The following is a 25,619-nucleotide window of genomic DNA, read 5'->3' on the forward strand; positions in this document are numbered from 1 at the left end:
TCTTATGCGGGGTAAACGGTCAGCAGCTCGCCCAGGTAGTGCGCCGCGCCGGTGTAAACATCGCCTTTAATATCCTGGGTGATGGTCAGGCCAATCAGATGACGGCTGGCCGGTTTGGCATCAGCTATCAGCCTTTCCATTTCTAAATACATTTCCTCGGTGATGCCGGTTTCCAGCACGCCGATGTCCAGGCGAAACGTCCCAGGCTCGTCATTGGTTTCCCACCACTCGGTCACGTTAATCAGGTAGCCGAGCGGCTCCACCACGCGCCGGATAGCGCCGATGGTTCCCTTATGGCAGTGAATGAACCAGGCCGACTGAATGACGCGGCGCTTGGTGACGACAGGCCAGTTTTCATCCCAGCGGTCAACCGACAGCGCCCACGCCAGGTACGGCAAAAACCTGGCCGGACAGGTCAGCGGATCCCAAAGCTGCCGCAGCGGCACCGGCACGTTTTCAAGCTCCGCGCAGGCCTCGGCGGCGGCAACCTCAAGAGCCGAGGAACCGACGGGCAGCAGGCGATCACTCATCGTAGCCGCCTACTTTCAGGGTGTACGCGGTGCAGAATGACGCCTGCGTTTTATCCAGCTCGATGTCAACGGCAGGGCTTTTCAGCTCCACCCGTTGCACGCCTTCAACGTGCAGCGCGGCATAAATGGCGGACAGCCGGATGTCGCGGCCTAAACGGTGCTGCGCGGTGGTGTAAGCAATCAGCTTTGCCTCGGCGGCTTCGCGGATGGGTTCCGCTTCCGGACCAGGGAACAGATACAGCAAGGCATCAATGGTGTAATTCACCACCATAGCCGACTGGACGGTCACGCGGTCAGCCACGGGGCGCACGTTTTCATCATTGAGCGCGGCCTGAACCACCGCCAGCAGGTCAGCGGGGGCGGTGCCGTTGCCGGTTTGTGCTAATACGGAAATCGTCACGCAGGCAGGCGACGGACTGATCACTGAAATATCCGCCACCCGCCCGTCAGCCGAGCGCCCGTGATACTCATAGGAACCGACCGGACCGGCCACGCTAAGCCCTTCAAACGCCTGCTGCGCGCGGATGCGAAAATCGGCGTCGCTTTCCATCACCGCCGCGACGGCGGGCACGCTGACCATATCCGCAGGCGTGATAGTCAGACGTTCCACGCTGAACGTCGCCGCGATGTTGTCCAGGTCTGCGCCGGTGGCATAGGCCAGCATCACGGCCTGCGCCGCCTCGTTAATCCGCTGACGCAGGATCACTTCGCGGTAGGCGTTCTCCTCCAGCAGTTTCACAATCGGCTCGGACTCCAGCGTCAGCGTGCGGGCGATGGCGGCCTGCTGGTCTTCGGGGTAAAGCGACACCAGCGTGGCTTTGCGCTCCGCCAGCAGAATTTCATAATCCAGCACCTCCACCACGTCGGGGGCGGGTAACTGGCTGAGATCAATCGTTGCCATAATTCAGCTCACTGGAAGGGTTAAAGAGATGGCTGCGGACGTGTCTTTGCGGATGCCGGTGAGTTCAACCACGGCTTTCCCGTCGAACGTCGTTTCAAAGGTGATGCCGGTGAGGCTGACACGCGGCTCCCACTTGAGGATCGCGCTGTAACAGGCCGCCATGATTTGTAGCCGCAGCGCGGCATTCTGCGGGCGGTCAGTCAGTATCGATAGCAGTGAACCATAGTCACGGCGCATGACGCGGGAACCGACGGGCGTGCGCAAAATGTCGCTGACCGACTGCTGAATGTGTGCCAGGTCTTCGACGCTGCGCCCCGTATCGCGAGCCAGGCCGATATATTTTGCATTCGTCATGAAGGCACCTGCGTCTGGCCGCTGCCCGTCTGGACGCCGCCGTGTTTATGGGTATGCACAACCACGCCGTTTGACGTGAGGCTGCCGCCGGAATGGGTGAGGTTGCCGGTTAGGGTGCCGCCTTGTTTCACCTCCAGACTGCCTGTGGTGAGTTTTTTCGTGCAGACCACCTCCGGCGTGTCGAGCGTGATGCGGGTTTTCGCCGTGCAGGTGATTAGTGGGGCGGTGACAGCCACCTTATCGGCAGCGTTCACCGTGGCTGATTTAATGCCGGTTGCCAGCAGCGCGCCGGTTTTGGGTTCGTACTCGATCACCGCGCCGTCAGGAAAAGTAACGTGTACGGCATCCGCCGAGGCGGACGGGGCGGGAAATTCATCAGAGAAAACGCCGGGCATCACAAAGGCGGTGTCCAGCTCGCCGCCCAGGCAGAACAGCAGAACCTGTTCACCGGCGGACGGCGCCCACCAGGAACGGGAACGCCCCGCGCGGGAAGTTATCCAGTGCAGCCAGTCGGTGACGTTGCCGCCGGTGTTCACGCGACAGGTGCCCGCAACTAAATCCACCTCGGCAACGGTGCCAATGCGGATCAGATTGCGCAGCAGGCGCGGAATGTCATGTTTCGGAATGGATGTATTCATGAATAAAAGAATGCCGCCCTGTCAGGCGGCATACAATTTGAGGCGGGTTGATAGCGGGTGGCACAACGTGGAGATTACTGACTGCGGAGTATTAGTTCATACTTGAGTTGACACATTTCGTAGGTAGAACATCATTAAATCTGACAGCCTGGTTTGAACGAGGAGCGGATGTTGCTGCTTGTCTTCATAGAAAAAGTTGTTGGGTTACTAATGGCTGAGGGCATGTCCCGCATGAAGTAAATATCAAGTCAGATTTTTACTTCATGTGAATGGTATCTACCAACCATATATTTGATTAGCATAGATTATTCGGATTATCCATCATTCTCAAACCCGCCCAATCAGTTACCTCTGATACCACTAGGCGATCGTCACTATCAATAAATTTTTGAAAGTTACCTCGTAAATTTTTTGATTCACCGGAAGAAGATCGAGTTAAACACCAGTTAGACTCGAGCATGCGCCGAGCACCAAGTCTTTTTAGTTCATCAAAAATTTTTGAATAATCTTTATTTTTAAGCAAATCATAACTCACAATATATAGCGCCAATTCTCACATTAACAACGCATATTTAGTTGATCAAAATCAAATAATTAACAAAATCATCAAGGACTGCTTGCTTGTTTTTATCCAAGGATTACTGTTCATCTATGTACAACAAGAGAGGAAGAAAATAAATGCCTAAGTCAGATTGGGACTATGTAAATACCTCACAAGATTATGAACTTAACGACCTTCTAAGCAAGCACGGTTACAGAGAAACGGCAGCTAACAGAAAGTTAATTAAAGATAATCTACCAGCAAACACTAAACACGGTGATGTTGCTAAGTTAATACACAGTATCAAAGGATTAGAGAAAAAATAATCTGTTCTCATAATAATGTTTTGCTAAAGAGGCCGCTAAAGGATTAGATTTTCATGGCGGTCTTTTTAACATTACTGAAATCTGAACGTGGACAGTATTAACTCATCCGCTTCTGACTCGAAGCGGATGAGTTAACTGAGCTGAAGGTACGCTGTGAGCGAGAAGCGGACGTCAAAATCATGACAACAGGGTAGTTCCACATTAAACATAACACCCCTAATGTAATTCCCTGTGGCTCATCAATAATGCCCAAGCTATATTTTGCAAAGCATTCCAATTTAAAATCAAAACAAAGAAACCCTATTTCATTGTTAAAACTGATTTTTTGAGGTGAGAAATGGCTGCATTTTCAAGCAAATCAAAAGATTTTTTACAAGAAGTTGGTACTACTGCTAAACACTGGACCACAGACTATAGTCCTGGTGATAAGGTTCCAGTTTCTGGGATTTATCGCTGCAAAGTGTGTGGCAAAGAAATCACCAGTAACGAAGACGATCCTTTTCCACCTCAGAATCATCATCAGCATAGTTTTGATTTGAAAATCTCATGGCAATTAATCATCCGAACAGACACTAAAGGCGATAGATTTGGATTGAAATAATAATTATTGGTTAAAAGGTAGCTGATGAACATTAATATAAATACCGATGACATTACTCAATATTCAAACCTCCCTGTATACCCATTAGTCGTTGAACTCAGAGCTGCGAGTGATGCTATTCACAAGATGTCTGAAATCAGCGTAGGAAACTTTCAACTTTTTGAAATAGAGTGGCAAAAGTTCTTACAATCCATTGACCGATTCTGGAATAAGTTTAAAGCATGTTTTTATGATAAAAAGGGATGGCAAACCTTCGAATCAAAAATAGTTCAAAAAAGAAAGAAAGATCAGCTACTTAACTATCTATCCCAGGCCAGAAACGTGACAGAGCATACTATTTCTCCTGTAGTTAAGGATTGGAAGGCTAACCTTAAAGCAACATCTCTAAACGGAGGAGTTCATCTCCGTTGGGATCCATTTGACCGCCATTTATTAACAGTCATTAACAGGGGGCAGAAATATCCGCCGCCACAAATGCACTTAGGCAAACCTATGTCATTTTATAGGGCGCAATATAAAAATGAGCCAGAACCTGTAGTAGCCGCAATTTTAGCTATGGAATTCTATATAGAGTGGATGAACAAAGCTTCGGAAAAATTTTTCCCCATGTATAGCGAAGTCCAAAAGTAAGGAAGCCTATGGCTATTGAAGATGAAGTACTAAAAAAACTGCGAGAAAGAGACGCTTTTGCGGAGAACGACAAAGCGGACGGAATAGCTCAGCAAGGCATTGATAAAGGCTACGCTACGTTAAGCCCCGCTCAGCAGCACGTTCTGGAACCTTATATGTTGCTACCCTGCGATGGTGTTGAAGACCCAGGCGGATATCACAATGAATGCATCAAGCAGTTAGAAGGGCGAGAATTATTACAGGCCCTGGATGATGAGGGCTACTACGATGCCCTCCTGTGTGATGATTGCCGCAGCGACTATCACAACTGGTACGAGTGAGTGAAAAAGGGCTGAATCCAGCCCTATTTAACATGTTGTATGTTAGCGGCACCCCTGCTGCAGGTGTCCTCAGCGCGATTCTGCGGCAGGATGGCCGTTTCTGGCATCTTTTCCTGTATGTATTGTGAAAAAACGGTTCTATTGATTTCGGTACGATTGCATGGCAATGCAATGTGATCAGTTCCCCCGCAGATTAGTACATGCCGATGTTGGCAACATCTGCTTTTGGCACAGAGCTGCCTTTCAGATTAGGTTTGGCTCTGTGCCGCAGTTGTGTCAGGTCAAGCCTGAGCTAATAAGTATTAGCAATTCATCTTCCACAATCTTCATATCCTCCGCGCCCAGCCCTAACAACGGGCGCGCCGGATACTGCATTTCTTTTGCACGGACGGACGGGCGATCCCGCAGCCCGTACTGATGCACTTTAGCCATCCGTTGCACCTGTCCGGTAAATTCCACCACGGCGTCGTCAGCGGTGCCTTTGGCTTTCATGTATTTGGCCGTGCGCAGCTTGGCGAACATTTCCCGCTTAATGCGGCCTTTCTTTGCCCGCAAGGGCTGTGGACGTCGCGGGGTGAACGGCTGCCCCTCCGGCGTGACCTGCTGCTTAATGCGCTGCTGCTGATGTTTGCGCAGACGCTTCGCAATGGTCGCCGCCATCGCCTTCCGGCTTTGCGGTGACAACGCGGCAATCAATCCCGCCAGGCGAGTATCAAAGGCTGACAGCTCACTCATGCCACTGACTCACTAACTCGCCGTGCAGATACAGTTCACGCGGCCTTTCTACCGGTTCAGGCAGCGGAGGTTCCGGAAAATGTTCCACATACAGACCGGCATCAATCTGTTTCACAATCACGCGCTCGGTGAGTTGCACGTCAATCGCGATATCGTAGGAGCCATCATCCAGCATATCGGCTTTGAATTTAAAGCCGGTCTGCTGCTTTTCCGGTGTCGCCATAATGTCCGGCTGGTTCTCACGCAGCCAGGCCAGGATTGGGACAATGATCAGATCGCAGTCCTGGGCAAAGTTGGTGATCAGCAGCTCGGTCTGATACTGGTATTCAAACGACAGCGAGCTGGCTAACGTGGAAACGATGCGACCATTATCCACAAACATCCGTAATGTGTCTGGGCTGGTTTGCAGCACCGGCACGGCGTCAGTTAAGGCTTTTCGCAGCTGTGCGGGTTTTAACACGGTGTTCCTCCTGGCATTGTTTGACCGCTTCCACCTGGAGGCCGCAGGCGGTCAGCGCGGCCTCCAGGTTTCTGACGTCACTGCTTAAATCGCCGTTAGTGAGCGGTGCGCTTGCCGGTATCGGGCAGCTCGTCACCGCCGGACAGCCAATGTAAATAATCTGCGGTGCTGGCAAAGGCGGGACGCGCGTGCATCCGGCCAATGCCGTCAGGCAGACGAGCGCTATACCAGTCACGCATTTCCTGATTTTCATTAAGTAACCTTTGGATGTGAATTTCACGATCCCGCGCCTCCTGACTTGCCCGTGCGAGCTGGGTGCGCAGGCTTTGTTCCTGGCGTTCCCGCATCACTGCCTCATCGTTCAGGCGATTAATGGCGTTGTCGCGGCTTTCAATACCGGCGGACAGCGTGCCGATAATGCGCTGCGCCTGGTCGGCTTCATCATGCAGGCCACCGATGCGCCAGGTTTGCAGTCCGGCCAGGGCAAGCGCCGCCAGCAGTAACAAAATTAAAATGCGCATCAGACACCCCGCAGGCAGTAGGCCAGCTCATTCGCGCGGCGGCGCTCCAGGCCGGTGACGCGCTCGCCCTTCACAAACACCCAGCGCGGCAACTGCTCGCAGGCGTCACGCCATCGACCTTTGTTGATGAAAAACGCCAGCGTGGACTTGCACGCCGCCGTCACGCCGACGTTAAACGCAAAGGACACCACGGCGTCATACACCGGCTGCGGCATGGCAACCGGCATACATCGGGCAATGCCTTTCTCCACCCGCATCACGTCTTCCACCAGGTTAACGGCGGCCTGACGTTCGCTGATGTGCGTCTGCGGTTTCACGCCTGCCGTGTGCCCGATGCCGTTTGTCCAGACGCCCGCGCTGCACTGATAGGCAGACAGGCGGCAGCCTTCAAAATCGGCAATCAGTGCCAGACCGGGGACAGAGGTTTTCAACGTTGGCGTTTGCGGCAGCAGCGCGGCAATCGCCAGTACAGCGGCGACGGCGCAGCGTCTAACGATTGATGGCGGCATTAATGTCCCCCCTGATGCCCATGGTTTTCAGCAGGCGGTACGTTTTGCGCCGGTAGTACCAGTTCACCAGGAAGGTGGCGACGCCGACGCCTGCCCCCACCAGAAAGGCAATATCCTGCGGCGACATTGCGCCGAGCCAGGCCAGAAAGGCCGCGACGCAGTAACAGATAAACGAGGTGATGCGCTCCATGGTCATCAGTCCCAAAGTGAGACGGTTTCACTGACTGCGGCCTGGGCAATATCCGGCAGTTCCACCGCGTAGCCATGGGGCAGAATTGCCCCCTGTGCGGCTAACCCCACGTTAGCCACGTAAACGTGTTCAACCACCGATGCCGTGCGCCCGTAGTACCGCCAGCAAAGCGAATCTACGGTGTCGCCCTGTTCGGCAGTGACTTTCATCAGAGCAGCCCGATGATGCAGTGAGACACACCGGCGACGTCGCTGATCGCGTTGCGGCCGTCACGCCATAAATCATCCACCGTGCTTTCCACGATCGCGGCCTTTTGGCTGCCCTTGTCGGTGGTGTCGTTATTCGGGAAACGCTCGGCCAGGAAGGCCGCTGCGATAGACGCCACGGCGCGCTGATAGGCGCAGACCTTCACGCTTTCATCATCAATCCGATCGGCGGGAACATCCGCCAGGTGTGTAAAGCCCTGGGCAATCTGCGCATCGCGAAAGCTGAACAGCTCGGCGTTCACTTCGGTCATGGCGAACTTTGCGGCAGTGCGCAGGCGTTTCGCGGTGACGGTGCCCTCCAGTCGCAGCGTGTCGCGCAGTTCAACCGGATCCACATCAGGCCAAAAGTGGGTATTTTTAATCGCGGGTTCCGTCGCGGCGTCCGGTTTCGGTGCAGGTACAACAAGAGACATAATGACCTCTGAATGGGGGGCGGTGGACGCCAGCGTTGAATACGGTCAAAGACCGGTCTCGGCTGGCGTGCCGCCCTGCGCGGGGCGCATGCTTTTTAGCTGCCGGATGCCTTTTTGATGGCAGACTCCAGGCGCTCAATGTCTTTTTTTACGCCTGATTTGCCGTCGAGAATTAAGGCACTTTTCAGACGCTCCAGGGCTAACGTGTCCTTGCCGCCGTCGCGGTAGAGATAGCCGATAATTTTGTGCAACTGGGCACGGACTTTATCGGGCATATCCTCAGCGTCGGTCAGTTCCAGCACTTCCAACATCAGCTCGATGCTGACCGGCTCACCGGCGGTGCGGGCACGTACAGCCTGGTCGATCACTTCCTCAGTGAAAGCGCATCCTGCCGTGCGGGTGCCGAACGGCATCGCGAGCCGGTGTTTAAAGGCGTAGCGGGCAATGTTTAGCGCACCGGCAATATCACCGGCGTCAATACGCCAGACCATGACGGTCATCAGGATGGCGTCCTGTGCGCCGTTCCCTTCGGCCAGCACGCCCGACACCCACGGGGCATATTCAGGAAGCAGCTTGCGTTTCAATTCCGCTTTCGTCTGGAAGGACTGGAGCTTATGCAGTGCCTGCTTATCCGCATTGAGCTTTTGCATTTGCAGTTCGTAGCCGGTGGCATGGGTCAACTGACCGGCGGCCTGCTGTGCGGCGATGATGGCGGACTGTCGCAACATGTGACGGCGGCAAGGGCTAATCATGACGTCCCCCTTTATTCCGCTGATACAGGCGCGGCAGCTTTGAAGGTGCCGAGCTGGATGTTTTCGACCAGGCAGCCGCCGCGATAGTCTTCCACCACGAAATCCTCATTAATGGATTCGTAGTTTTCGATACGGTCACGCTTCGGCACTTCTTCGATGTGGCGGCGGTGCGTGCCGTCCTGCCAGTAGATGGACAGGTTATCCAGGCGGGTGATCATGAACGCATTGGCAGGGAAGCCAGGTACGCGCACCGCCGGTAAGTTACCGATGCGCTTCTGACTGATAATCATGTCCGCCGCCAGGCTTTCCGAGTTCTCCTGCGCCTTGTTCACCAACGGGAAATACTTGTCTGCCAACAACTGACGACCGCAGATCACCACCAGGCCGGTATCGTCCTGATAAATCGGGTCAACCATGTTGTTGGTGGCATCCATCACCAGCGCGTCCAGGTTCTCAAAGTCGCCCCCGGCACCGACGCGGACGGTCGCGGAAATCACGGCGTTATCCTCACCGAGAATTTTGCTCATCACGCGCTCCGGCGCATTCTCGCGGTACTTTTGCAGCCAGCCCACGTTCACGTCTTGCAACAGCGGGTATTTAGCGCGGTCTGAGGTTGCCGCACGCTTCACGCCGTTAAAGCCGATGGTGATGCGATCCAGCGCCTGACGTTTCACGATGGCGTCGCGTAAACGCGCCTGGAAATCCTGATAGCGTGCCCAGAGATCGAGCGTGGCGTAACGGAAATGGAAATCGTAGTTCGTCTGGCGGCACTCGTAGCCCTCAGCGGTCAGGATGTTGAAGTCAGCCGTCTGGCGTTCACCGGTGCCGCTGGTGTCTGCCGTGCTGGCAATGGAGCCGGACACGCCGACGCCGACCTTTTCACCCTTCATTTCATCCACGGGCACGATGTTAATCATCTGGAGGAAGGCAGAGGATTCCTGCACGCGGGTCATCAGCGTCTGCGTCACCGACGGCTCAACGCTGAATTTTTTATTCAGGTCACCGGTGTCCACCGAGTTCAGCTCAGCAATGCGGGACAGGAAGGCGTTAAATTTAAAGCGGGTAGTTTGTTTCATGCGTTTTTTCCAAATGGGTTAACGGGTTAATCGCGAAAGTTGTACTTAGCAGTCAGTGAAATTGACTGCATCACCCTTGCCGCCGCCGCTGGAAACGGGGCGCTGCGTGTAGCTCTGCGGCGCGGACTTCTCCAGCTTGCCTTTCAGCGTGCTGAACTGTTCGCGGTCATCTTTCGCGGTTTGTTCCAGCGCGTTCAGGCGTTCCGTCAGCGAGGACTCCAGCACGGACAGCTTTTCATCAGTGGCTTGCAGGCCGGTTTCGACGTGCTCCACCACCACTTCCACGGCGTCATGCACGTCTTTAAAACGGGCATCATCCGAAGTGGATTTGCTGGACAGCAGTTGTTTCACGCGGGAGAACAGCGACGGCGCAGCCGGTGTTTCTTCCACAAACTCAAACGCCGTTTCTTCGGCGGCGGTAAACAGGTTGTCTGCACTTTGCTTACGGCCTGCCAGCGGGTTCTGCTGTGCCTTCGCGCTGAATTGCAGGTACTCGGTGCCGAGGCTGGCAGGGCTGTCGGTCACGGCCAGGCCGATCAGATAGGCTTTGCCGGTGTCGGAAAATGAGGGATTCACTTCGATGGAGGTGTAAACCTTCTGGCGGGCTTTCACCATTGACACTAAATCAGGGGTCGGGTCGATATCGGCATACAGTGCCAGCTTGCCTTTCAGGGCACCGTCCGCCACTTCTTCGGCGTAAACGGCGGTGACATCGCCGTACATACGAAACGCACTGTCAGGGAAATACCCCTTGATGTGCTCCATGTTGATGCGTGCGCCGTAGACCTTCGGGTCATAGGTCGCCGCCATCTGTTCAATCCACTCGCGGGTGATTTCGCGCCCGTCGGTGGTTGCCCCTTCGGTGCAGATACGAAAGCGCTTTGCTTTTGTTGCCATTGCCATTTTCTGACTCCAGTCGGTGTGTGCTTCTGAGGGGTTCAAGTTTCCAGACACACGCCCGACACCGCCAGCCGAGGCGGGTTGATGCTCGATGGCACAACGTGGACAGCAGGAAAATCAGCAGGCCGCTCGTTAACGTGGCAGTCATGAAAATGACAAACTCAACCATCATCAGCGACCCACGGCGACAGGCGGCACTGCTTTACTGGCAGGGGTTTTCTGTGCGTCAGATTGCGGAACTGCTGACCCAAAAAATACCGACGGTGCAGAGCTGGAAAACACGCGACGCCTGGGATAACGCCGCGCCCATTGCCCGCGTGGAATCGAGCCTGGAAGCGCGCCTGATCCAGCTTGTGACCAAAGAAGTGAAAGGGAATGCGGATTACAAAGAGATTGATGCGTTAGGCCGGATGATTGAACGCCTGGCACGGGTGAACCGCTACAGCCAGAGCGGAAACGAGGTGGATTTAAATCCCAACGTTGCCAACCGGAACAAAGGGGAACGTAAGAAGCCGACTAAGAACTATTTCAGTGACGAGGCGCTGGAAAAACTGGAAGATATTTTCCTTGCCCAGTGCTTCCAGTATCAGCGTATCTGGTACGACGCGGGGCTTAAACATCGTATCCGCGACATCCTCAAATCCCGCCAGATTGGCGCGACGTTCTTCTTTGCCCGCGAAGCGCTATTGCGCGCCCTGGCAACCGGCCACAACCAGATTTTTCTGTCGGCCAGTAAAACCCAGGCTTACGTCTTTCGTGAGTACATCATTCAGTTTGCGCGGCTGGTCGATGTCGAACTGACCGGCGACCCGATTGTGCTCGGTAACAACGGTGCAAAGTTGATTTTCTTAGGCACCAACTCCAATACCGCCCAAAGCCACAACGGCGATTTATACGTGGATGAAATCTTTTGGATCCCGAACTTCCAGAAGCTGCGCAAGGTTGCCAGCGGCATGGCGTCGCAGGAACATCTGCGCACCACCTATTTCTCCACGCCGTCAGCGCTGACGCACGGCGCTTATCCGTTCTGGTCGGGGGAGCTGTTCAACAAGGGGCGGGAAAATCCCCGTGACCGGATTGAACTGGATATCGGCCATCACGCCCTGGCAAAAGGTCGGGTTTGTGAGGATGGCCAGTGGCGGCAAATCGTCACCATTGAGGACGCGTTAGCCGGTGGCTGTACCCTGTTCAATATCGACACGCTGAAACGGGAAAACAGCGCGGAAGACTTCCGCAACCTGTTCATGTGCGAATTTGTAGACGATCAGGCGTCGGTGTTCCCGTTCGCAGAGCTACAGCGCTGCATGGTGGAAAGCGCCGAGGAATGGCAGGATTTCAGCCCGTTCGCCGTGCGTCCGTTTGGCTATCGCGCCGTCTGGATTGGTTACGACCCGTCACACACCGGCGACAGCGCGGGCTGCGCCGTCGTGGCTCCGCCGCTGGTGGACGGGGGCAAGTTCCGCGTGCTGGAACGCCACCAGTGGAAGGGCATGGACTTTGCCGCCCAGGCGAAAAGTATTGAAGAACTCACAAAACGCTACTGCGTGGAATATATCGGCATTGATGCCACCGGCATCGGCCAGGGTGTTTTCCAACTTGTCCGGCAGTTCTTCCCCGCCGCGATGGAAATCAGGTATAGCCCGGAAACCAAAACGAAAATGGTGCTGAAAGCAAAGGACACCATCACGTCCGGACGCCTGGAGTACGACACCAACCACAAAGACATCACGTCGTCATTCATGGCGATCCGCAAAACCATGACCGCCAGCGGAAGCCGTTCAACCTATGAGGCCAGCCGCAGCGAGGAAGCCAGTCACGCAGATGTCGCCTGGGCAATTATGCACGCACTGCTTAACGAACCGCTGACCGCCGCCAGCGGCGGCCAAAGCCCTAACATTCTGGAGTTTTATTAATATGAGTAAGCGCAAATTCCGCAAGGCGGCACAGACAACAGTCACAGCAACGGCGCAGCAGACCGGCGGCGCGGAGGCGTTCAGCTTTGGCGACCCGACGCCGGTATTAGACCGCCGTGAAATCCTAGATTACATCGAATGTACGGGGAACGGTCAGTGGTATGAGCCGCCGGTCAGCTTTGATGGCCTGGCACGTACACTGCGGGCTGCTGTTCACCACAGTTCATCGCTGTATGTGAAACGTAATATTCTGGCCTCGACCTTTATCCCGCATTCACTGCTATCACAGCAGGAGTTCAGCCGGTTTGCCCTGGATTACCTGGTATTCGGGAATGCGTTTTTAGAGGTGATCCGCAACCAGCTCGGCGACGCCGTGGTCATGAAAACCGTGCCCGCCAAATATGCACGGCGCGGCGTTGAGCCAGATACTTACTGGTTTGTGCAGCAATGGAAGGACGCGCATCAGTTCGAAGCCGGCAGCGTGTTTCATCTGATTGAACCGGACATTAATCAGGAATTGTACGGCCTGCCGGAATATCTCAGCGCGCTGAATTCTGCCTGGCTCAACGAGGCGGCCACGCTTTTCCGCCGCAAGTATTACCAGAACGGCGCACACGCCGGATATATCCTGTACATGACCGACGCGGCACAAAGCAGCTCCGACATCGATCAGATGCGTAAAGCGATGCGGGGCACTAAAGGGCTGGGCAACTTCCGCAATCTTTTCATGTACGCGCCAAACGGCAAGCCAGACGGGATCAAGATTCTGCCGTTAAGTGAAGTCGCGACGAAAGACGATTTCTTCAACATTAAGAAAGCCAGCCAGAACGATTTGCTGTGCGCGCACCGTGTGCCGCCGCAGATGATGGGTATTATTCCGGAGAACAGCGGCGGGTTTGGGGATTCGGTTAAGGCGTCGCAGGTGTTTGTGAGGAATGAACTGACGCCATTGCAGGAGCGGTTTAAAGAATTAAATGCGTGGTTTGGGGATGAGGTGATCAGATTTACCTCTTACGAACTTACACCAGATTAAAAAATTGAAGGCCCCTACAACGGGGCTTAACCACATTATATTACTCAATTATTATCTTCATGCCTGAGCTGATGATTTTATATAGGAAGAGGCTCACTAACTTTGACATTTAATGAAGGGAAACAAGAGCACCCAGCATCTAAGGAAACGAATATAAATACAACACAATATTAATGCTAGTGCTAGTCAAATCCACACCATTAATATATCTCTTGCAGGCGCATTGCATATTCTGTTGAAGACATTTCAAGCTTATGTATTTGACATGAGTGGTATTTACTCCCAAGAATTGACTTTATTCTTTTTGTTTTCACCACACAACGAAACCCTAAAATCACCTCCTTTAAAGATAAATAGTCATTGAATGGAGTAAATATCAATCGTCTATCCATTACTTTTTCAGAAAAAGGAACAATCATTCTTACTTCTTTTTCATATTGCCAGTGCTCGTGTTTTTTTGAGAGCATATACTTAATATAGTCTCGCCCTTTAAGGTCTAATGAATTTTTAAATTCAGTACCTGCTGTACGACTCTTTACATAATCTATTCCAAATAATTCTTTATCAGGTATATCGAAACCAAGGCAAATTCCTTGATGTGAATCACCATAATGCGCCCACTGCACTGGATTTGTGAAATCTTTACTGAAGCATATAATCCCCAACTCCCTATTTGTTCGATTCAATCTATCCTTTAATATAGAGCGAGTGCCGGAGTTATCAGTGTCAATATGATAATATTCAAATGGGTCATTGAGCGATTTTAATCTTGAAACTTTTAGCCTTTTTTTTTCAATCGCTTCTAAACCGTAGTGCTCATTCAGAAAATGGTAAACTCTCACTTAATCCTCTCTAGTACTTAGTATTCTAATTCATTATAAGAGTAATCTGCATTTTTACAAAACAACATACTGGCAACTTCCATCTATAAGAATTCTCAACCTTACTTAGGCATTCAGTCGACGTTCAATATCGGTTACTATCAGTATCTGCGTATGTAAGGGGAAAAGTGACCTCTTTCAAATATCAGTTATTATAATGCCGTATTCATTTTCAAAGTTAATACTTTTGATCTGTAACGTTGCTCAATCACTCCCATCGAGTACAGTCGACCAAATAATGTTTTCACCACCGATGTTTCACTTGCTCTATCTACATCTTTAATCAACATCCATAACTCAATATCACGAGCCATCAAGCGATGCTGTTCATTCCTCACCTTCAACTGCCCAGCAGTGATAATGATTCCCGTCACCAATTTAGGCATGCATCTACTATACAGTTTCGTCTTAGTAGGATGCATTACATGTCCATGTTTGGAGATTATTTTTTTTACAACCGCACAAAACAAACGATTTACATTCTCCCCTGAGAAGGTTAAATCATCTACATAAACGGTCATTTTCACATTGAGTTTATCGCATAGAATATTTATTTCGTCAAACATTCGAGAATTTGCAAAAAATGCTAACGGCATACTTATACGACTACCTGTTGGAAGTTGTCCATGACATGTACATATATGTGATAAAATATCAGCAACATCGGAAGACATTTTCATGACAGAGAAATAAAAAGAAAAAATCATATTTCGCGTCGTCGATGGGAAAAATGCTTTGATATCGCTCGTCATTGTTTTTGATATATTTAAATGAGCTTGAGCATTTGTGATGTTCGAGCGATGTTTTTTACCAGAGTGCAAATATTCTGGCAATGTAATTCTTGATAACAGGCTTGCTATTCTAGTGTGAACAAAATCCAAAAGGTCCAAAGGTTTTTGTATTTTCCTTGATTTTCCCTTCTTGGATAGCTGTTCAAAAATAGAATAATTACCTTCGTCTTTTTTCAATAAAGCTAAATCAGCAATTGTGACGCCAAGTAATGTCGCTAATTTTTTTTTGCTTTTAAGCATAAACAAAGGGGAATCGATAAGACTGTAACTCTTATTTTTAGTGGTGATTTTAAGCTTCTTTCGTACTTTCATTTTTTTTGCTCGCCCATTCTAATACATCCAAGACTTTGCCAGCCAAATTTAAACGTAGTCGTTTAGATAAGCGCCCTTGAGTACCGAGTGTTTCAGAAAAGAAAACAAATGAAGGTACGGGGATATCAAAATGAGAAGAGTAGCGCTGGAGCACATCCACGGAAGGGGATGACTCGCCGCTTTCAAATTGCGCGATTGTTTCTTTCGGGATATTTAGTGCATGAGACAACCCAGCGATGGATTCGCTATGGTATTGCCTTACAAGACGCAGAGCTCTGTGTAACACCCGTAACTCCTTACTAATTGAAACGAGGGAGGGCACATTACAGATCACCCCCTTCTAAGTAATCGATTAATCTTGTGATTAGGTCAAACAGTCGAATACCCCATTTGAGCGCCTCCCAAAGATAACCGATCCACTTTTTACGGTTTGACTTGCTTTGTGCCTGCTGTTCGTTGGTTACTTGATCATTACGCATGACTTGCTCCTTATGCCCTCAGTGTGTGAACGATTGCCCACTTAAACACTGAGGTTCGCCCTCATAAGGATGAGATTGAACAGCACTAGCTCCCAGCTCCACGAACCATTGGTCGCCCAATGGTTCGAATATCCATACGCCATACCACCTACTCACGATGACATCATCTTATCGAGGACACCATAGCCTACAGGGGCGTTGCGCGGGATAAATGGTAGAAAGCACTAAGCTTTCCTCGGGCTACTAACCCAATTGATGGCGACATATCTCACTAACTAACCAACAACCAAATACTAGCAATTTTCCTGATTATCTTAACTAAATTTTTTTATACTTTTTTTTATAAAAAAATTATAGAAAATATATTTTTATGAATAAAAAATTTTCCCTGCAGCGCGGACTTCATCATCGTCTTAGCGATGCACCTCTGCGCGCGCAATGTTACCCGCCTGCCCGCTTCTGACTTAGCTCACCGTTTTTAATGCACGACCCAGATCGCCGCAAAGCACGGCTAGAAGGGTGATAAGATGTTTTTTGATCCATTCGGGATCATGCAAAACCATGCGCACAATGCATGCATGGCTCATCCATAAAACTGCGTTCGATACACATCACTTGTGTCAGCTCAGACTTGACCTGACACAACAACAGCACAAAGCCTAAGCAAAGCTGAGAGGCTGCTCTGTGCCAGGAGCGGTCGTTTTTCAATTGGGGGCAAAGTCATATTTGCGGCTCTGGTGCAGTTGGAAAAAATCTCTGAACAGGGAACGCTGGCATTTTATATATTGGATATTTACCGTTAAAAAATTAATCTGATACCCCGTTCAAAATAAAAGTCATTTTCCCTAGATAATGGAATGAATATCTTAGTTTATACCCATGTAATAATACAGTGATAAATAGACATCCTTCAGGCAAGACATCTTAACATTACAAAAGAGCAGAAAAGCAGGAAATTAGGTGTTCCTGCTGTGGAGTAGTTGGATTGAATATACTTAAAGATACAGGCACTCAATTACATCACAGAGTCTTGCTTGCTAACTATTTCTTTTAGTTCGTCAAACGTTAATACTATATGAGTGTCACTTAATTTCGCTAAATGTTTTTTATCAAGAAGGATTATTTTTGTAATCTCATAGTCATTTCTAAATTCAACCGTGTTCATTAACCAATTGAATTTACATTCTTGCTTATAGAAAAATAATTCTTGATCATCATTACTAAGTTTGTTCGATAAATTACGGATTTTATTTTCATCGACCCCATCTGTAAGCACCTTGCATTCAATTAATAATACACTTTTATTTTTGACTGCTAAGCAATCAATCTCGCCAGGGATTCTTTCATTATTTATGTTTATGAGCTTAGTTGGTGTTTCAACAAACCATGTGGCATTTTCACTAACTTTTCCAGCTCTAAAACCATGTTCTTTTAAAAATGAAATCACATCTTCTTCAAATTTATTTGATACTGCATTTTGGAAAATTTCCTGAGGTAAATTTATACCTGCCGATTTTTCTGAGTAGTTTAAAATGGATGACTCCAAAAACCAATTAAATGAATCACAAATTAAAGTTACAGATGTAGCATATAGACCTTTCGAGTTATTATCAATCCTAACTATAGGTCTTTCATTGATCATATTACTATTCCAGTTGCCAATTCTTTTTTTGAACCACGGCCTTTGCCAAAAGAATGTCATATTTAATCTTTGCAAGTCTTTTTCAATGAGTGGCATATTTAGTTCATTTAATAGCATGGCGCAGTCATTTAAAATAACTACCCCTGTATAATCTGAGTCTGCAACTGATTTCCTTACTGAAGCTATAAAAACTAATAGTTTTAAGTATAAATAACTCTTTATCCAAAAATCTCTGGTTTCAACATTAAATGGAATGTATTCAAAAGGTGTATTCTTAAAAATATCAGGAATTAAATTATTTCTTTTATTAATAACATCAATTACACTTCGTAAAAATTCTGAGTTTTTATTCAGGAACAAATCAGCACCATACTTTCCAAGTCGTAAACCTTTATGCTCTGACTTGTTAACACTCGATATATCAATAGCTTTCGCTCTTAACCTATCAGATAATAGCATGCCATCACAAGTTAATTCTATTGTTTCTCCAGGGGAGATAATGATAAGATTTTTTAAGCCATTCAGACTTTCTTTAAGCATGCAATATTCAATAAGCTGAAATACCTTAATGTTAGCGGAACCTGTCCCAGTACTTATATTGCCATATGAATAACATAACGCAGATTTGGCTCCCATTCCCAAGTATGGCAAACCCAAGTGGCTGTAAGTTGTAGAATAGTAATATTTTGATATAATCTCGGTAAGTTTAGGGATAGTACTATATGACTCAAGTTCAAGACTAATTCTCGTGCATTTTCTGTCAATTTTTTCAATCATTCCATTCAAATTTTGAATGTTTTCAATGATTATCTTCTCTTCATTTTTCTTAAAAAGAAACCTGTAAGGTTTTTCTACTGTAAGTAAAAGGTATTTTAAGAAAGACTCGTGTGCTTCATATGCCTGAGGATAAAGTCTAGAATTAGTGAATATAGATTTTTCTCTTTTCATGGTATGTAATCCATTTGCATTTTTTAATGACATGCGAGCTTGATAGAATTAGCGCCTTGCAAAAATAATGAAAATATTATTTTCTGTAATGCTAAGTTTTTAATGCATAAACTCAGAAATAAGCAACCTTACGTGGCAATAATACTGCTGAAAAATGTCCAGGTAAACTGATTTTACTCGGCAATAGTTGACACCTCGTTGAGGGAGTAGATAGTCGAAGAATTATACGTGTATAACCTGAGCATAATTCCTTTGGATGAACACATTGAGGTAGATACTCATGTCCCGCCAACTTCCGTTCCTCGCTCAAACCAGACTGTCAGATGTGATGAAGTTCTACCTACGAAATCTGACAGAAAAAGTCTGAGCAAATATATATTATTCAAATTCAGCCCACTCAGCCACCGGTTCAAAACTCATAACCAGACCACTAAAGCTGATTTTTACCCCACGGCTTAACGCTTCCAGCTCCCAGGAGCCGCCGTGATGTTGTGTTTCATCAATTAGCGTTCGATTTCCGGCAAACTCGACCGTTCTTCTGCCGTCAAACTTGCCGACGGGGCAACATCACGGCTTTTTGACGGGTCGAAACTACACTGCCCTTTGCTGACTATCGGCGTTTCCTCACGTATTCTCGCCACAATCGCCCTTACGGCGGCAGTGTCTGTCCAGTCAATGACTCGCAGGTTGTCAGAATTAGACGCTGTAGGCGCTTTCCCAACCTGGCTATCGCGCCTATTTGCGGCTTGTTTCTTTTCACCTAACCCACAGTTATTGACAGGACTCCGAGGCGCGCCGGAGGCGCTTTTTGCGGTCAAAACCTCAGAATCAACGGCAGAAGCAACGATGCGCCATTGAGTTGTGCGCGTTTCATATACATGTGATTCGCCGAGGTGGGGCGCGAAAATGCCCACAACTTTTTTCACTTCTTCATCGTAGGCGTTCAGCTCATTGGCAACGCGACGTGCTACGCGCACCGTCTGATTGTCACGCGGTACATTAGCGCCGCCCTGGGCAGTCATGTACGCCATAAAGTCACCGGCATCAGCAGCAGCGCGAACGGCTTCCACTTCTTCGTCAAAGGTTTCAGTCAGACTGATGGAACGGATGCGGCGGCACTCACGGTATGAACCCATAGTAGGCAGGCCGATGGGATGGAATTGAGGGATACGCCATGTTGCAGCCCAGGCAGTAACAGCAGCAGCGGAATCCGTCAGAAGCTCGCCGGTCTCGTGGTCGCGTTCGCCTTCCAGTGCGTAACCGTCGATATTCTTCGCGATGTATTTAGCGATGTAGCCAGCAGCACCGCCTCGGTTCAGGTGCTTACAGTCAAAGCGGTTCTTTGCTGCGCCGCGCTCGTCACCGTCTTCTTTCATGGCGTATTTGCGCATGATATCGATCACCGACTTACGCATGACAGGCTTGGTGAATAACATCATATGCCAGTGCGGAGTCGCGTCGTGGTGAGGCTCAACTACGCGCATCCCATAAACTGATAGGCCACTGTCTTTAAACGCGGTGCGCATTTTGCTCCAGATCCCACAAAGATAACGCTGTGCATCTTTCGGCGTGTAGGCCTCTTTGTCCCAGGAATGATTTCGTTGAACGCGCTTGTTATCACCTTTACCAACCATGCGGGTCGGGTGAAATTTAGAAGGGGTGGTGATGGTCAGAAACATCCCAACGTCACCATTCTCTGCAGCATATTTTTCGGTGCCGGCGATAGTGCTCATCAGCTCCATACGGCGGATTTCAGGGTTTGAAATACTCGCCATGACTTTGTCGATCAAACTGATGCGCTCGCCGGTTTCGACATTCTCCAGGTCACGACTTTTTAGATAATCCAGATTCGACAGGCGGCGGGAACGAACTTCACGGATAGCCTGCTTACTGGCATAGGGAGACGCGTCACGGTTAACCTTGCCGATTGCGATCAGCAATGACTCACGCCAGCGGGTACGCTGGCCTTTCAACTGACTTAACCACCAGTCAGGATTGACCAGACGTGACATGCCAGCGATGGCAGACGTTGCATCCAGTTTGCTTTTACTGAATTTTGTCCAATACATCGGGGTAACGTTGAAGGCTCGCGACATTCCTGCAATATCACGATACAGAGCGCATTGCGTATCAGACTGAAGAAGCACCGCGTAATCTCCACCATTTTCAGCCAATAGCTGATCGCAGCGGTCTTCATAAATCGTCTTCAACTGTGCGGCAATACTCTGTGTGAAACGACGCAGTGGCTTGTCGCCCATGTTTGGCAATTGGTGGTAAGTATCGGCCTCAGACATGAATTTCACTGAGGCATTGAAATTCATTGCATGGGCTTTATTAACGGCATCGACACGCGGCAGGATGCTGCGCCCAAGGGTATAAACCAGGTATTTATTGGCTGCGTGAATACCCTGAGTTTTGAGCAGATACTTATGGCGGCCAGTGAAAATCTCGCGCAGATCTGTCGAGAGGTTTTTCACTTTGATTAAAACAGCTTGCCCCTGATCGTATTCATCACGGGTAAGCGGTTTCGGTCTCAAGTGTGGTTCAACTGGAGGGCGCGGAGCATTCCATGGGTAAGCCCATTCAAAGCTTGGTCTGGTTTCGCAATGATCAGGTGAAAAGCGCATGGTATATTAATGCTCTCGCTGCAAGGATTAGGGAGGTATTGATGTCTCAAAAGGAAATAGCGGCAGTTAACAAAAAACGCTATATCGAAAATGTCACAGCCCAGAGTGGATATGACATTACTGCCAACAGATTTTGTCTCGCATCAGCTCAAGAGTTACTTATTGCTTGCGACGTGATTTTGGCTTGTACAGAAAATCAGATAACAGAGCGCTGGCCTCGACTAAAAGAGCATCGAGACGTTCTTGCAAAGTTTCTGATCCCGCACCTGCCGTCGGAGTGGAAAGATTACGGAGAATGGAAAGTACTAATTCAGAACGCATTAGAAAGCGTGCGTCAACAACGTCTGATGAACCAAAGATTTGAATTTGATGAATGGGCGAGCTGGGAAGAGCAAGAGACAGATATTCATATTTCGGTTCAGTGTTCTCGTCAAACGATTGCGATGTTTTGTTATGACAATCCTCATGTGCTGCATAAGACTTCAATTTTTGCGGTGCCTCAGAAATGGAATGAGTTTGTCGCTTCATTGATTTCGGGCGAAATCCGTCCAGCAAATGTAGATTTGGTAGACTCAACGAAAGCACCTGCGTGTTTAAACGGAGTTCATCCCCGATATGTTCTCCCTTAAATGATATTTTCATATTGTGATTATTAGATTTCATATATTCATATTCCTTTAATATCGTTATAAATGAAGGCGACATTGATTGCGCCAAGTAAGAAAAACACGCATATAAATGAGGTCATCACTGACCTCTGTAATTTCTTGCCTTTAGTTCAGCGATAGATTTACACGTTAGGCAAAGTTCCACGCCTGGAAGGGCTGCGCGCCGTACTTCAGGAATAGGGTGATTACAGTCAATGCAAAATAATGTTGATACGCCGCCAACAGGTTGGCGTGCCGCTTTGATCTGTGACTCTAAAATCTGTTCAGCACGCTCCTGCGCCGTGTCGATAAGATCAGCCATCAGTGAAGGTCTCCTGCTTCATTTTGAATACGGGATGCCTCGACACGCAGTGCTTCGGCGGCTTCTTTCCCGCTCAGATCATGCTTATTGATAAAGCAGGCGAGGGCTTCAAGACGTGCAGCGAATACGGCTGCACGATTTAAACGTTCGTCAGAACGTGCTTCGTTGATCATTTCTTCCATTATCCAATCCTGTTTTTGGGCAAAAGAATGCCCGGCGGGTTGAACGCCAATTAAATTTCAGATGTATTAATGTTCTATGTTGAGAACTGAGTCGGTTTCACTAATAAAGGCCGGAAGCGCGTTACCAAACTCAATGAGTGAATTAAGTGCTTCAATGACCTTTATTCTTTCACTGTGTGCCAATTCAAAGAAACGCATATTGATATGACGACTTTTCAATCCCGCATGGAAGCAGATCAATTTGCGCATGGTCGGCGTACTTTCATCAAACGTTTCTTGCGCAATATTTTTCTGGCTGGTCAGCATTTTTCGGATCCCGATAATATGCTGATAACAGGCCTCTCTTTTTTCCTTCGGGATACTTTCCGAATAGCTCAATGTTTGCGATTGCATAGACACCTCAACCAAAGAAGCGTTTGTAGAAGGGCTTCCGGCTCGAAACGGTTGAACACATTTGCGGTTTAGCTGGATTCCAGCGTTTGCCACCTGGTAGCTCAATCCAGCCGTGTCCAAAACTGCGGGAAGGGCTTTGTCTTTTCAGCAGTGGTGCAACTGAGATAACCATTTACTCCCTCCTTAACGCGGTACACCCAAGCCTAACCACATCAGCCAACCATCTCGGATCTCTTTAGGACGTTTTTCAAACGCCAATTTCATCCCTGCATTCCAGGCGGGAAGGTAAATCCAGTTTTCAGAGCGTGCTGTAGGATTTTCGGGATTGCGCATTTCTACAACTGGCAATTTTCCCGCCTCAATCATTCCTTTGACTGCTGCGGGCGTTTTGCCGATTACCTTGGCAAATTCCGCATATGGCAGGACATCCGACACACTTACGATTTGTTTACTCATCTGCTAATCTCCTGTTTGGATCTAATCAATTGCTACGTATTGCTTGTAATTGTTTATATCAATATAGGTGATCTTTATTAAGATCTAAACAAATATTATGGAGATCTAAACGAAGTGTCAAGTTCACTCGCTGATAAGCTTATTGTTATGAGAGAGTCCGAGAGACTTAATAGAAGGGAACTGTCTGATTTAATTGATATTCCTTATGGTTCACTTACCTACTATGAAACCGGCAGATCGACACCGCCGACAGATGTTGCCATGAAAATTTTGGCGCATCCAAAGTTCACAAAATACACAATGTGGTTTATGACTGATCAAATTGCACCAGAAGCCGGACAGATCGCGCCGGTTCTCGCACACTTTGGGCAGGGCGAAACAACGTCGTCCCACTCCGACAAAAAGACTGGTTAACGCTACATTTCGATTTTTTACGTTTTATAGAATCACAGAGTCTTTGCAGTACCCACGATTTCGGAGGGCTTCAATATGTCGATTAAGAAGCTCGATGATGGTCGTTATGAAGTGGACATCAGACCGCAGGGGCGCAACGGAAAGCGCTTCCGGCGTAGGTTCGACAAGAAACATGAAGCAGCCGCCTACGAAAAATATGTAGCGGTGAATTATCACGACAAAGAATGGCTATCTAAACCGGCAGACAAGCGGCCGTTATCCGAGTTGATAGAACTGTGGTGGCTCTATCACGGGCAGAACGTGAAACACGGCAAGCTCGACAAAGCCAAACTGGAATTCATCTGCAACCTGATGGATGACCCGTGTTCTTTCCAAATTGATAGCCTGGCTATTACAAAATTTAAGTCTTTGAGATTGGCGAAGGGCGTTAAGGCAACGACGGTAAACCGCAATTTGATGTTGCTGAGTGGTCTGTTTACTTACCTGAACGAAGCAGGTTTATTCCACGCTGAAAATCCGTTGCATGGCGTAACGTTGCTAAAAGGGCAGCTATCATCCATGACTTTTATGTCTGCTGATGAAATTGAGAAGTTGCTGTCTGTTTTGGAAGGGGACAATAAGAGGATTGCGATCCTGAGCCTGAGTACAGGAGGCCGCTGGGGAGAAATAAGCAGTTTGAAGGTTGAGAACGTCATTAATAACCGAGTGACTTTTCTCAATACCAAAAATGGCAAACCCAGAACAGTCCCGATCTCAGATGAGGTATGTAAGGCAGTCAAAAATCAGAAGTCTGGATTACTTTTTCCTGATGCCGATTACTTGACCTTCCGGCTGCTATTGAAATCGGTGAAGCCAGACTTACCTAAAGGGCAATCATTGCATGTGCTGCGGCATACGTTTGCGACACATTTCATGATGAACGGCGGGAACATAATCACCCTACAAAGGATTCTCGGACACGCGAATATTAACCAGACAATGGTCTATGCTCACTTCGCCCCAGACTTCTTGCAGGATGCCATTTCCTTCAATCCACTGAGGGGAAAAGCGGGGCTGGAGTGTCCACATAGTGTCCACACCTGAGCATCTTTATAGGGTTTGTAGCTGCTTACACCGCATATAACTCATTGATTTATAGTGATCGCGTTGTAAGTGCAGGAAAAATAAATGGTAAAAAAGGCACATTTTTGTGCCTTTTGTTTTTTGAATTTCTGTAGAGTAGGGCGGCTTGTTATTGCGGGTCGCCGTTCAGCAAGGCGGAGACGCCCTGACGGTAGCGCTGTTCCAGTGTTTCGCGGCTGGTGGCATCAACTTCTAGGTTGCGCAGACGTCCGTCCAGAATGCCGTAAACCCAGCCGTGCAGCGTGACTTTCTGGCCGCGTTTCCAGGCCGATTGCATCACGGTGGAGTGGCCGAGGTTGTAAACTTGCTCAACCACGTTCAGTTCACATAACTTATCGAGGCGCTTCTCTGGCGACAGTTCGCCCAGCAGGGAACTGTGTTTGTACCAGATGTCCCGGATATGCAACAACCAGTTATTAATCAAACCCAGTTCAGGGTTTTCAACCGCCGACTGCACACCGCCACAGCCGTAGTGACCGCAGATAATCACGTGTTCGACTTCCAGCACGTCGATAGCATATTGCACAACGGACAGGCAGTTAAGGTCGGTGTGGATGACCAGGTTGGCAACGTTACGGTGAACGAACAGTTCGCCTGGCTCAAGCCCTGTCAGGCGCTCGGCGGGAACACGGCTGTCAGAACAGCCAATCCACAGAAAGCGGGGTTTTTGAGATTGGGAAAGCCGCTCAAAGAAACCAGGATCTTCATCAATCATGGTTTTGGACCAGGCTGCGTTATTGCTGATGAGTCTTTCTATGTCATTCATTGATGTTAATAGCCTGTGTTACGAGCTG

Annotated in this window: 36 protein-coding genes and 1 pseudogene; 9 read left to right on the forward strand and 28 right to left on the reverse strand. The window is 48.9% G+C overall.

The window, feature by feature from the left end; translation table 11 throughout:
- Positions 1-2 precede the first annotated feature (2 nt).
- From ABIC79_RS09455 to ABIC79_RS09475, 5 genes are all read right to left on the reverse strand, one after another.
- Positions 3-530 (reverse strand): phage tail protein I, encoded by a 528-nt coding sequence (locus tag ABIC79_RS09455; protein ID WP_354566904.1) that lies wholly within the window; start codon positions 528-530, stop codon positions 3-5.
- Positions 523-1,431, reverse strand: coding sequence for a baseplate assembly protein (locus ABIC79_RS09460; protein ID WP_354566906.1), 909 nt, complete (start codon positions 1,429-1,431; stop codon positions 523-525). The genes ABIC79_RS09455 and ABIC79_RS09460 overlap by 8 nt, the downstream gene beginning before the upstream one ends.
- A 3-nt stretch (positions 1,432-1,434) precedes the next feature.
- On the reverse strand, positions 1,435-1,785 hold the full coding sequence (locus ABIC79_RS09465; RefSeq protein ID WP_354566908.1) for a GPW/gp25 family protein: 351 nt from the start codon (positions 1,783-1,785) through the stop codon (positions 1,435-1,437).
- Positions 1,782-2,423 carry a phage baseplate assembly protein V gene (locus ABIC79_RS09470; RefSeq protein ID WP_354566910.1) on the reverse strand — a complete coding sequence of 214 codons (642 nt, stop codon included), beginning with the start codon at positions 2,421-2,423 and terminating at the stop codon, positions 1,782-1,784. Before ABIC79_RS09470 ends, ABIC79_RS09465 begins: the two co-directional genes overlap by 4 nt.
- A gap of 295 nt (positions 2,424-2,718) precedes the next feature.
- The gene (locus tag ABIC79_RS09475) at positions 2,719-2,958 is read right to left on the reverse strand and encodes a hypothetical protein (RefSeq protein ID WP_354566912.1); all 240 of its coding nucleotides are present in this window, start codon (positions 2,956-2,958) and stop codon (positions 2,719-2,721) included.
- A gap of 143 nt (positions 2,959-3,101) precedes the next feature.
- On the opposite strand from ABIC79_RS09475, the gene ABIC79_RS09480 reads away from it, so the two are divergent.
- From ABIC79_RS09480 to ABIC79_RS09495, 4 genes are all read left to right on the forward strand, one after another.
- Positions 3,102-3,290 carry a hypothetical protein gene (locus ABIC79_RS09480; RefSeq protein ID WP_187514411.1) on the forward strand — a complete coding sequence of 63 codons (189 nt, stop codon included), beginning with the start codon at positions 3,102-3,104 and terminating at the stop codon, positions 3,288-3,290.
- A gap of 337 nt (positions 3,291-3,627) precedes the next feature.
- Positions 3,628-3,891 (forward strand): protein L, encoded by a 264-nt coding sequence (locus tag ABIC79_RS09485; protein ID WP_354566914.1) that lies wholly within the window; start codon positions 3,628-3,630, stop codon positions 3,889-3,891.
- Positions 3,892-3,915: 24 nt separating this feature from the next.
- Positions 3,916-4,521: a hypothetical protein gene (locus tag ABIC79_RS09490; RefSeq protein WP_354566916.1), complete on the forward strand. Its 606-nt coding sequence runs from the start codon at positions 3,916-3,918 to the stop codon at positions 4,519-4,521.
- Between the two features lie 8 nt (positions 4,522-4,529).
- Positions 4,530-4,841: a hypothetical protein gene (locus ABIC79_RS09495; protein WP_354566918.1), complete on the forward strand. Its 312-nt coding sequence runs from the start codon at positions 4,530-4,532 to the stop codon at positions 4,839-4,841.
- Positions 4,842-5,117: 276 nt separating this feature from the next.
- Here ABIC79_RS09495 and ABIC79_RS09500 read toward each other — a convergent pair whose 3' ends face one another.
- From ABIC79_RS09500 to ABIC79_RS09550, 11 genes are all read right to left on the reverse strand, one after another.
- Complete coding sequence (locus ABIC79_RS09500; protein WP_354566920.1) at positions 5,118-5,576, reverse strand: phage virion morphogenesis protein; 459 nt, start codon at positions 5,574-5,576, stop codon at positions 5,118-5,120.
- Entirely contained in the window at positions 5,569-6,036 is a 468-nt protein-coding gene (locus ABIC79_RS09505) for a phage tail protein (RefSeq protein WP_119826385.1), read from the reverse strand. The genes ABIC79_RS09500 and ABIC79_RS09505 overlap by 8 nt, the downstream gene beginning before the upstream one ends.
- Entirely contained in the window at positions 5,999-6,238 is a 240-nt protein-coding gene (gene lysC, locus ABIC79_RS09510; protein WP_354566923.1) for an Rz1-like lysis system protein LysC, read from the reverse strand. The genes ABIC79_RS09505 and lysC overlap by 38 nt, the downstream gene beginning before the upstream one ends.
- Positions 6,132-6,557, reverse strand: coding sequence for an Rz-like lysis system protein LysB (lysB, locus tag ABIC79_RS09515; protein WP_354566925.1), 426 nt, complete (start codon positions 6,555-6,557; stop codon positions 6,132-6,134). The genes lysC and lysB overlap by 107 nt, the downstream gene beginning before the upstream one ends.
- Positions 6,557-7,066 carry a lysozyme gene (locus ABIC79_RS09520; protein WP_354566927.1) on the reverse strand — a complete coding sequence of 170 codons (510 nt, stop codon included), beginning with the start codon at positions 7,064-7,066 and terminating at the stop codon, positions 6,557-6,559. The genes lysB and ABIC79_RS09520 overlap by 1 nt, the downstream gene beginning before the upstream one ends.
- Positions 7,047-7,256 carry a phage holin gene (locus ABIC79_RS09525; RefSeq protein ID WP_354566929.1) on the reverse strand — a complete coding sequence of 70 codons (210 nt, stop codon included), beginning with the start codon at positions 7,254-7,256 and terminating at the stop codon, positions 7,047-7,049. The genes ABIC79_RS09520 and ABIC79_RS09525 overlap by 20 nt, the downstream gene beginning before the upstream one ends.
- A 5-nt stretch (positions 7,257-7,261) precedes the next feature.
- Positions 7,262-7,465: a tail protein X gene (locus tag ABIC79_RS09530; protein WP_354566931.1), complete on the reverse strand. Its 204-nt coding sequence runs from the start codon at positions 7,463-7,465 to the stop codon at positions 7,262-7,264.
- Complete coding sequence (locus ABIC79_RS09535) at positions 7,465-7,935, reverse strand: head completion/stabilization protein (protein WP_354566933.1); 471 nt, start codon at positions 7,933-7,935, stop codon at positions 7,465-7,467. The genes ABIC79_RS09530 and ABIC79_RS09535 overlap by 1 nt, the downstream gene beginning before the upstream one ends.
- A gap of 95 nt (positions 7,936-8,030) precedes the next feature.
- Complete coding sequence (gene gpM, locus ABIC79_RS09540) at positions 8,031-8,687, reverse strand: phage terminase small subunit (protein WP_354566935.1); 657 nt, start codon at positions 8,685-8,687, stop codon at positions 8,031-8,033.
- Positions 8,688-8,698: 11 nt separating this feature from the next.
- On the reverse strand, positions 8,699-9,763 hold the full coding sequence (locus ABIC79_RS09545) for a phage major capsid protein, P2 family (RefSeq protein WP_354566937.1): 1,065 nt from the start codon (positions 9,761-9,763) through the stop codon (positions 8,699-8,701).
- Positions 9,764-9,808: 45 nt separating this feature from the next.
- Complete coding sequence (locus tag ABIC79_RS09550; RefSeq protein ID WP_354567400.1) at positions 9,809-10,660, reverse strand: GPO family capsid scaffolding protein; 852 nt, start codon at positions 10,658-10,660, stop codon at positions 9,809-9,811.
- A gap of 149 nt (positions 10,661-10,809) precedes the next feature.
- Between ABIC79_RS09550 and ABIC79_RS09555 the strand changes: the two genes are divergently transcribed.
- Both ABIC79_RS09555 and ABIC79_RS09560 read left to right on the forward strand, forming a co-directional pair.
- Positions 10,810-12,576, forward strand: coding sequence for a terminase ATPase subunit family protein (locus tag ABIC79_RS09555; RefSeq protein WP_354566939.1), 1,767 nt, complete (start codon positions 10,810-10,812; stop codon positions 12,574-12,576).
- 1 nt (position 12,577) lies between these two features.
- Entirely contained in the window at positions 12,578-13,609 is a 1,032-nt protein-coding gene (locus tag ABIC79_RS09560) for a phage portal protein (protein WP_354566941.1), read from the forward strand.
- Between the two features lie 200 nt (positions 13,610-13,809).
- Here ABIC79_RS09560 and ABIC79_RS09565 read toward each other — a convergent pair whose 3' ends face one another.
- The 6 genes and pseudogenes from ABIC79_RS09565 to ABIC79_RS09590 all read right to left on the reverse strand — a co-directional run bounded on the left by ABIC79_RS09565 (position 13,810) and on the right by ABIC79_RS09590 (position 21,289).
- Positions 13,810-14,451, reverse strand: coding sequence for a DUF2971 domain-containing protein (locus tag ABIC79_RS09565; protein ID WP_354566943.1), 642 nt, complete (start codon positions 14,449-14,451; stop codon positions 13,810-13,812).
- A 191-nt stretch (positions 14,452-14,642) separates the two neighbouring features.
- Positions 14,643-15,593, reverse strand: a complete 951-nt coding sequence (locus ABIC79_RS09570) for a reverse transcriptase family protein (protein ID WP_354566945.1) — start codon at positions 15,591-15,593, stop codon at positions 14,643-14,645.
- Entirely contained in the window at positions 15,571-15,879 is a 309-nt protein-coding gene (locus tag ABIC79_RS09575) for a helix-turn-helix domain-containing protein (protein ID WP_354566947.1), read from the reverse strand. Before ABIC79_RS09575 ends, ABIC79_RS09570 begins: the two co-directional genes overlap by 23 nt.
- 37 nt (positions 15,880-15,916) lie before the next feature.
- Positions 15,917-16,072, reverse strand: a complete 156-nt coding sequence (locus tag ABIC79_RS09580; protein ID WP_354566949.1) for a hypothetical protein — start codon at positions 16,070-16,072, stop codon at positions 15,917-15,919.
- 1,015 nt (positions 16,073-17,087) lie between these two features.
- The gene (locus ABIC79_RS09585) at positions 17,088-18,662 is read right to left on the reverse strand and encodes a hypothetical protein (RefSeq protein ID WP_354566951.1); all 1,575 of its coding nucleotides are present in this window, start codon (positions 18,660-18,662) and stop codon (positions 17,088-17,090) included.
- Between the two features lie 378 nt (positions 18,663-19,040).
- Positions 19,041-21,289 (reverse strand): annotated as a pseudogene (locus ABIC79_RS09590) (replication endonuclease).
- Here ABIC79_RS09590 and ABIC79_RS09595 point away from each other — a divergent pair.
- On the forward strand, positions 21,232-21,918 hold the full coding sequence (locus ABIC79_RS09595) for a hypothetical protein (RefSeq protein ID WP_354567425.1): 687 nt from the start codon (positions 21,232-21,234) through the stop codon (positions 21,916-21,918). The pseudogene ABIC79_RS09590 and the gene ABIC79_RS09595 sit on opposite strands and share 58 nt — an antisense overlap.
- A 118-nt stretch (positions 21,919-22,036) precedes the next feature.
- Here the strand turns inward: ABIC79_RS09595 and ABIC79_RS09600 are convergent, their stop codons facing one another.
- Genes ABIC79_RS09600 through ABIC79_RS09620 form a run of 5 tightly spaced genes read right to left on the reverse strand, consistent with a single transcriptional unit; the run spans position 22,037 to position 23,289 of the window.
- A complete protein-coding gene (locus tag ABIC79_RS09600) occupies positions 22,037-22,258 on the reverse strand; it encodes a TraR/DksA C4-type zinc finger protein (RefSeq protein ID WP_354566953.1) in 222 nt (73 codons plus the stop codon).
- Positions 22,258-22,491 carry a DUF2732 family protein gene (locus ABIC79_RS09605; protein ID WP_502947771.1) on the reverse strand — a complete coding sequence of 78 codons (234 nt, stop codon included), beginning with the start codon at positions 22,489-22,491 and terminating at the stop codon, positions 22,258-22,260. Before ABIC79_RS09605 ends, ABIC79_RS09600 begins: the two co-directional genes overlap by 1 nt.
- Positions 22,492-22,506: 15 nt before the next feature.
- Positions 22,507-22,833 (reverse strand): phage replication protein B, encoded by a 327-nt coding sequence (gene repB / locus ABIC79_RS09610; protein ID WP_354566956.1) that lies wholly within the window; start codon positions 22,831-22,833, stop codon positions 22,507-22,509.
- A gap of 7 nt (positions 22,834-22,840) precedes the next feature.
- On the reverse strand, positions 22,841-23,005 hold the full coding sequence (locus ABIC79_RS09615; protein ID WP_354566958.1) for a phage filamentation protein Fil family protein: 165 nt from the start codon (positions 23,003-23,005) through the stop codon (positions 22,841-22,843).
- 11 nt (positions 23,006-23,016) lie between these two features.
- Positions 23,017-23,289 carry a Cox family DNA-binding protein gene (locus ABIC79_RS09620; RefSeq protein WP_217217634.1) on the reverse strand — a complete coding sequence of 91 codons (273 nt, stop codon included), beginning with the start codon at positions 23,287-23,289 and terminating at the stop codon, positions 23,017-23,019.
- Positions 23,290-23,403: 114 nt separating this feature from the next.
- On the opposite strand from ABIC79_RS09620, the gene ABIC79_RS09625 reads away from it, so the two are divergent.
- On the forward strand, positions 23,404-23,703 hold the full coding sequence (locus ABIC79_RS09625) for a helix-turn-helix domain-containing protein (RefSeq protein ID WP_354566961.1): 300 nt from the start codon (positions 23,404-23,406) through the stop codon (positions 23,701-23,703).
- Positions 23,704-23,778: 75 nt separating this feature from the next.
- Complete coding sequence (locus tag ABIC79_RS09630) at positions 23,779-24,786, forward strand: phage integrase (protein ID WP_015690409.1); 1,008 nt, start codon at positions 23,779-23,781, stop codon at positions 24,784-24,786.
- Positions 24,787-24,934: 148 nt separating this feature from the next.
- Here ABIC79_RS09630 and can read toward each other — a convergent pair whose 3' ends face one another.
- The gene (gene can, locus ABIC79_RS09635) at positions 24,935-25,591 is read right to left on the reverse strand and encodes a carbonate dehydratase (protein ID WP_013576954.1); all 657 of its coding nucleotides are present in this window, start codon (positions 25,589-25,591) and stop codon (positions 24,935-24,937) included.
- Between the last annotated feature and the right edge of the window lie 28 nt (positions 25,592-25,619).

The sequence above is a fragment of the Rahnella sp. 2050 genome (genome assembly GCF_040544515.1).
GTDB lineage: Bacteria > Pseudomonadota > Gammaproteobacteria > Enterobacterales > Enterobacteriaceae > Rahnella > Rahnella aceris.

Coding starts and splice junctions, on each gene's coding strand:
- ABIC79_RS09495 (WP_354566918.1), top strand. CDS start 4,530: ATGGCTATTGAAGATGAAGTACTAAAAAAACTGCGAGAAAGAGACGCT.
- ABIC79_RS09455 (WP_354566904.1), bottom strand. CDS start 530: ATGAGTGATCGCCTGCTGCCCGTCGGTTCCTCGGCTCTTGAGGTTGCC.
- ABIC79_RS09615 (WP_354566958.1), bottom strand. CDS start 23,005: ATGGTTATCTCAGTTGCACCACTGCTGAAAAGACAAAGCCCTTCCCGC.
- ABIC79_RS09545 (WP_354566937.1), bottom strand. CDS start 9,763: ATGAAACAAACTACCCGCTTTAAATTTAACGCCTTCCTGTCCCGCATT.
- gpM (WP_354566935.1), bottom strand. CDS start 8,687: ATGATTAGCCCTTGCCGCCGTCACATGTTGCGACAGTCCGCCATCATC.
- ABIC79_RS09470 (WP_354566910.1), bottom strand. CDS start 2,423: ATGAATACATCCATTCCGAAACATGACATTCCGCGCCTGCTGCGCAAT.
- ABIC79_RS09535 (WP_354566933.1), bottom strand. CDS start 7,935: ATGTCTCTTGTTGTACCTGCACCGAAACCGGACGCCGCGACGGAACCC.
- ABIC79_RS09600 (WP_354566953.1), bottom strand. CDS start 22,258: ATGGCTGATCTTATCGACACGGCGCAGGAGCGTGCTGAACAGATTTTA.
- ABIC79_RS09560 (WP_354566941.1), top strand. CDS start 12,578: ATGAGTAAGCGCAAATTCCGCAAGGCGGCACAGACAACAGTCACAGCA.
- lysB (WP_354566925.1), bottom strand. CDS start 6,557: ATGCGCATTTTAATTTTGTTACTGCTGGCGGCGCTTGCCCTGGCCGGA.
- ABIC79_RS09480 (WP_187514411.1), top strand. CDS start 3,102: ATGCCTAAGTCAGATTGGGACTATGTAAATACCTCACAAGATTATGAA.
- ABIC79_RS09555 (WP_354566939.1), top strand. CDS start 10,810: ATGAAAATGACAAACTCAACCATCATCAGCGACCCACGGCGACAGGCG.
- ABIC79_RS09595 (WP_354567425.1), top strand. CDS start 21,232: ATGGGTAAGCCCATTCAAAGCTTGGTCTGGTTTCGCAATGATCAGGTG.
- repB (WP_354566956.1), bottom strand. CDS start 22,833: ATGCAATCGCAAACATTGAGCTATTCGGAAAGTATCCCGAAGGAAAAA.
- ABIC79_RS09630 (WP_015690409.1), top strand. CDS start 23,779: ATGTCGATTAAGAAGCTCGATGATGGTCGTTATGAAGTGGACATCAGA.
- ABIC79_RS09585 (WP_354566951.1), bottom strand. CDS start 18,662: ATGAAAAGAGAAAAATCTATATTCACTAATTCTAGACTTTATCCTCAG.
- ABIC79_RS09525 (WP_354566929.1), bottom strand. CDS start 7,256: ATGGAGCGCATCACCTCGTTTATCTGTTACTGCGTCGCGGCCTTTCTG.
- ABIC79_RS09490 (WP_354566916.1), top strand. CDS start 3,916: ATGAACATTAATATAAATACCGATGACATTACTCAATATTCAAACCTC.
- ABIC79_RS09500 (WP_354566920.1), bottom strand. CDS start 5,576: ATGAGTGAGCTGTCAGCCTTTGATACTCGCCTGGCGGGATTGATTGCC.
- ABIC79_RS09550 (WP_354567400.1), bottom strand. CDS start 10,660: ATGGCAACAAAAGCAAAGCGCTTTCGTATCTGCACCGAAGGGGCAACC.
- ABIC79_RS09620 (WP_217217634.1), bottom strand. CDS start 23,289: ATGAGTAAACAAATCGTAAGTGTGTCGGATGTCCTGCCATATGCGGAA.
- ABIC79_RS09465 (WP_354566908.1), bottom strand. CDS start 1,785: ATGACGAATGCAAAATATATCGGCCTGGCTCGCGATACGGGGCGCAGC.
- ABIC79_RS09580 (WP_354566949.1), bottom strand. CDS start 16,072: ATGCGTAATGATCAAGTAACCAACGAACAGCAGGCACAAAGCAAGTCA.
- ABIC79_RS09570 (WP_354566945.1), bottom strand. CDS start 15,593: ATGAAAGTACGAAAGAAGCTTAAAATCACCACTAAAAATAAGAGTTAC.
- ABIC79_RS09460 (WP_354566906.1), bottom strand. CDS start 1,431: ATGGCAACGATTGATCTCAGCCAGTTACCCGCCCCCGACGTGGTGGAG.
- can (WP_013576954.1), bottom strand. CDS start 25,591: ATGAATGACATAGAAAGACTCATCAGCAATAACGCAGCCTGGTCCAAA.
- ABIC79_RS09530 (WP_354566931.1), bottom strand. CDS start 7,465: ATGAAAGTCACTGCCGAACAGGGCGACACCGTAGATTCGCTTTGCTGG.
- ABIC79_RS09520 (WP_354566927.1), bottom strand. CDS start 7,066: ATGCCGCCATCAATCGTTAGACGCTGCGCCGTCGCCGCTGTACTGGCG.
- ABIC79_RS09485 (WP_354566914.1), top strand. CDS start 3,628: ATGGCTGCATTTTCAAGCAAATCAAAAGATTTTTTACAAGAAGTTGGT.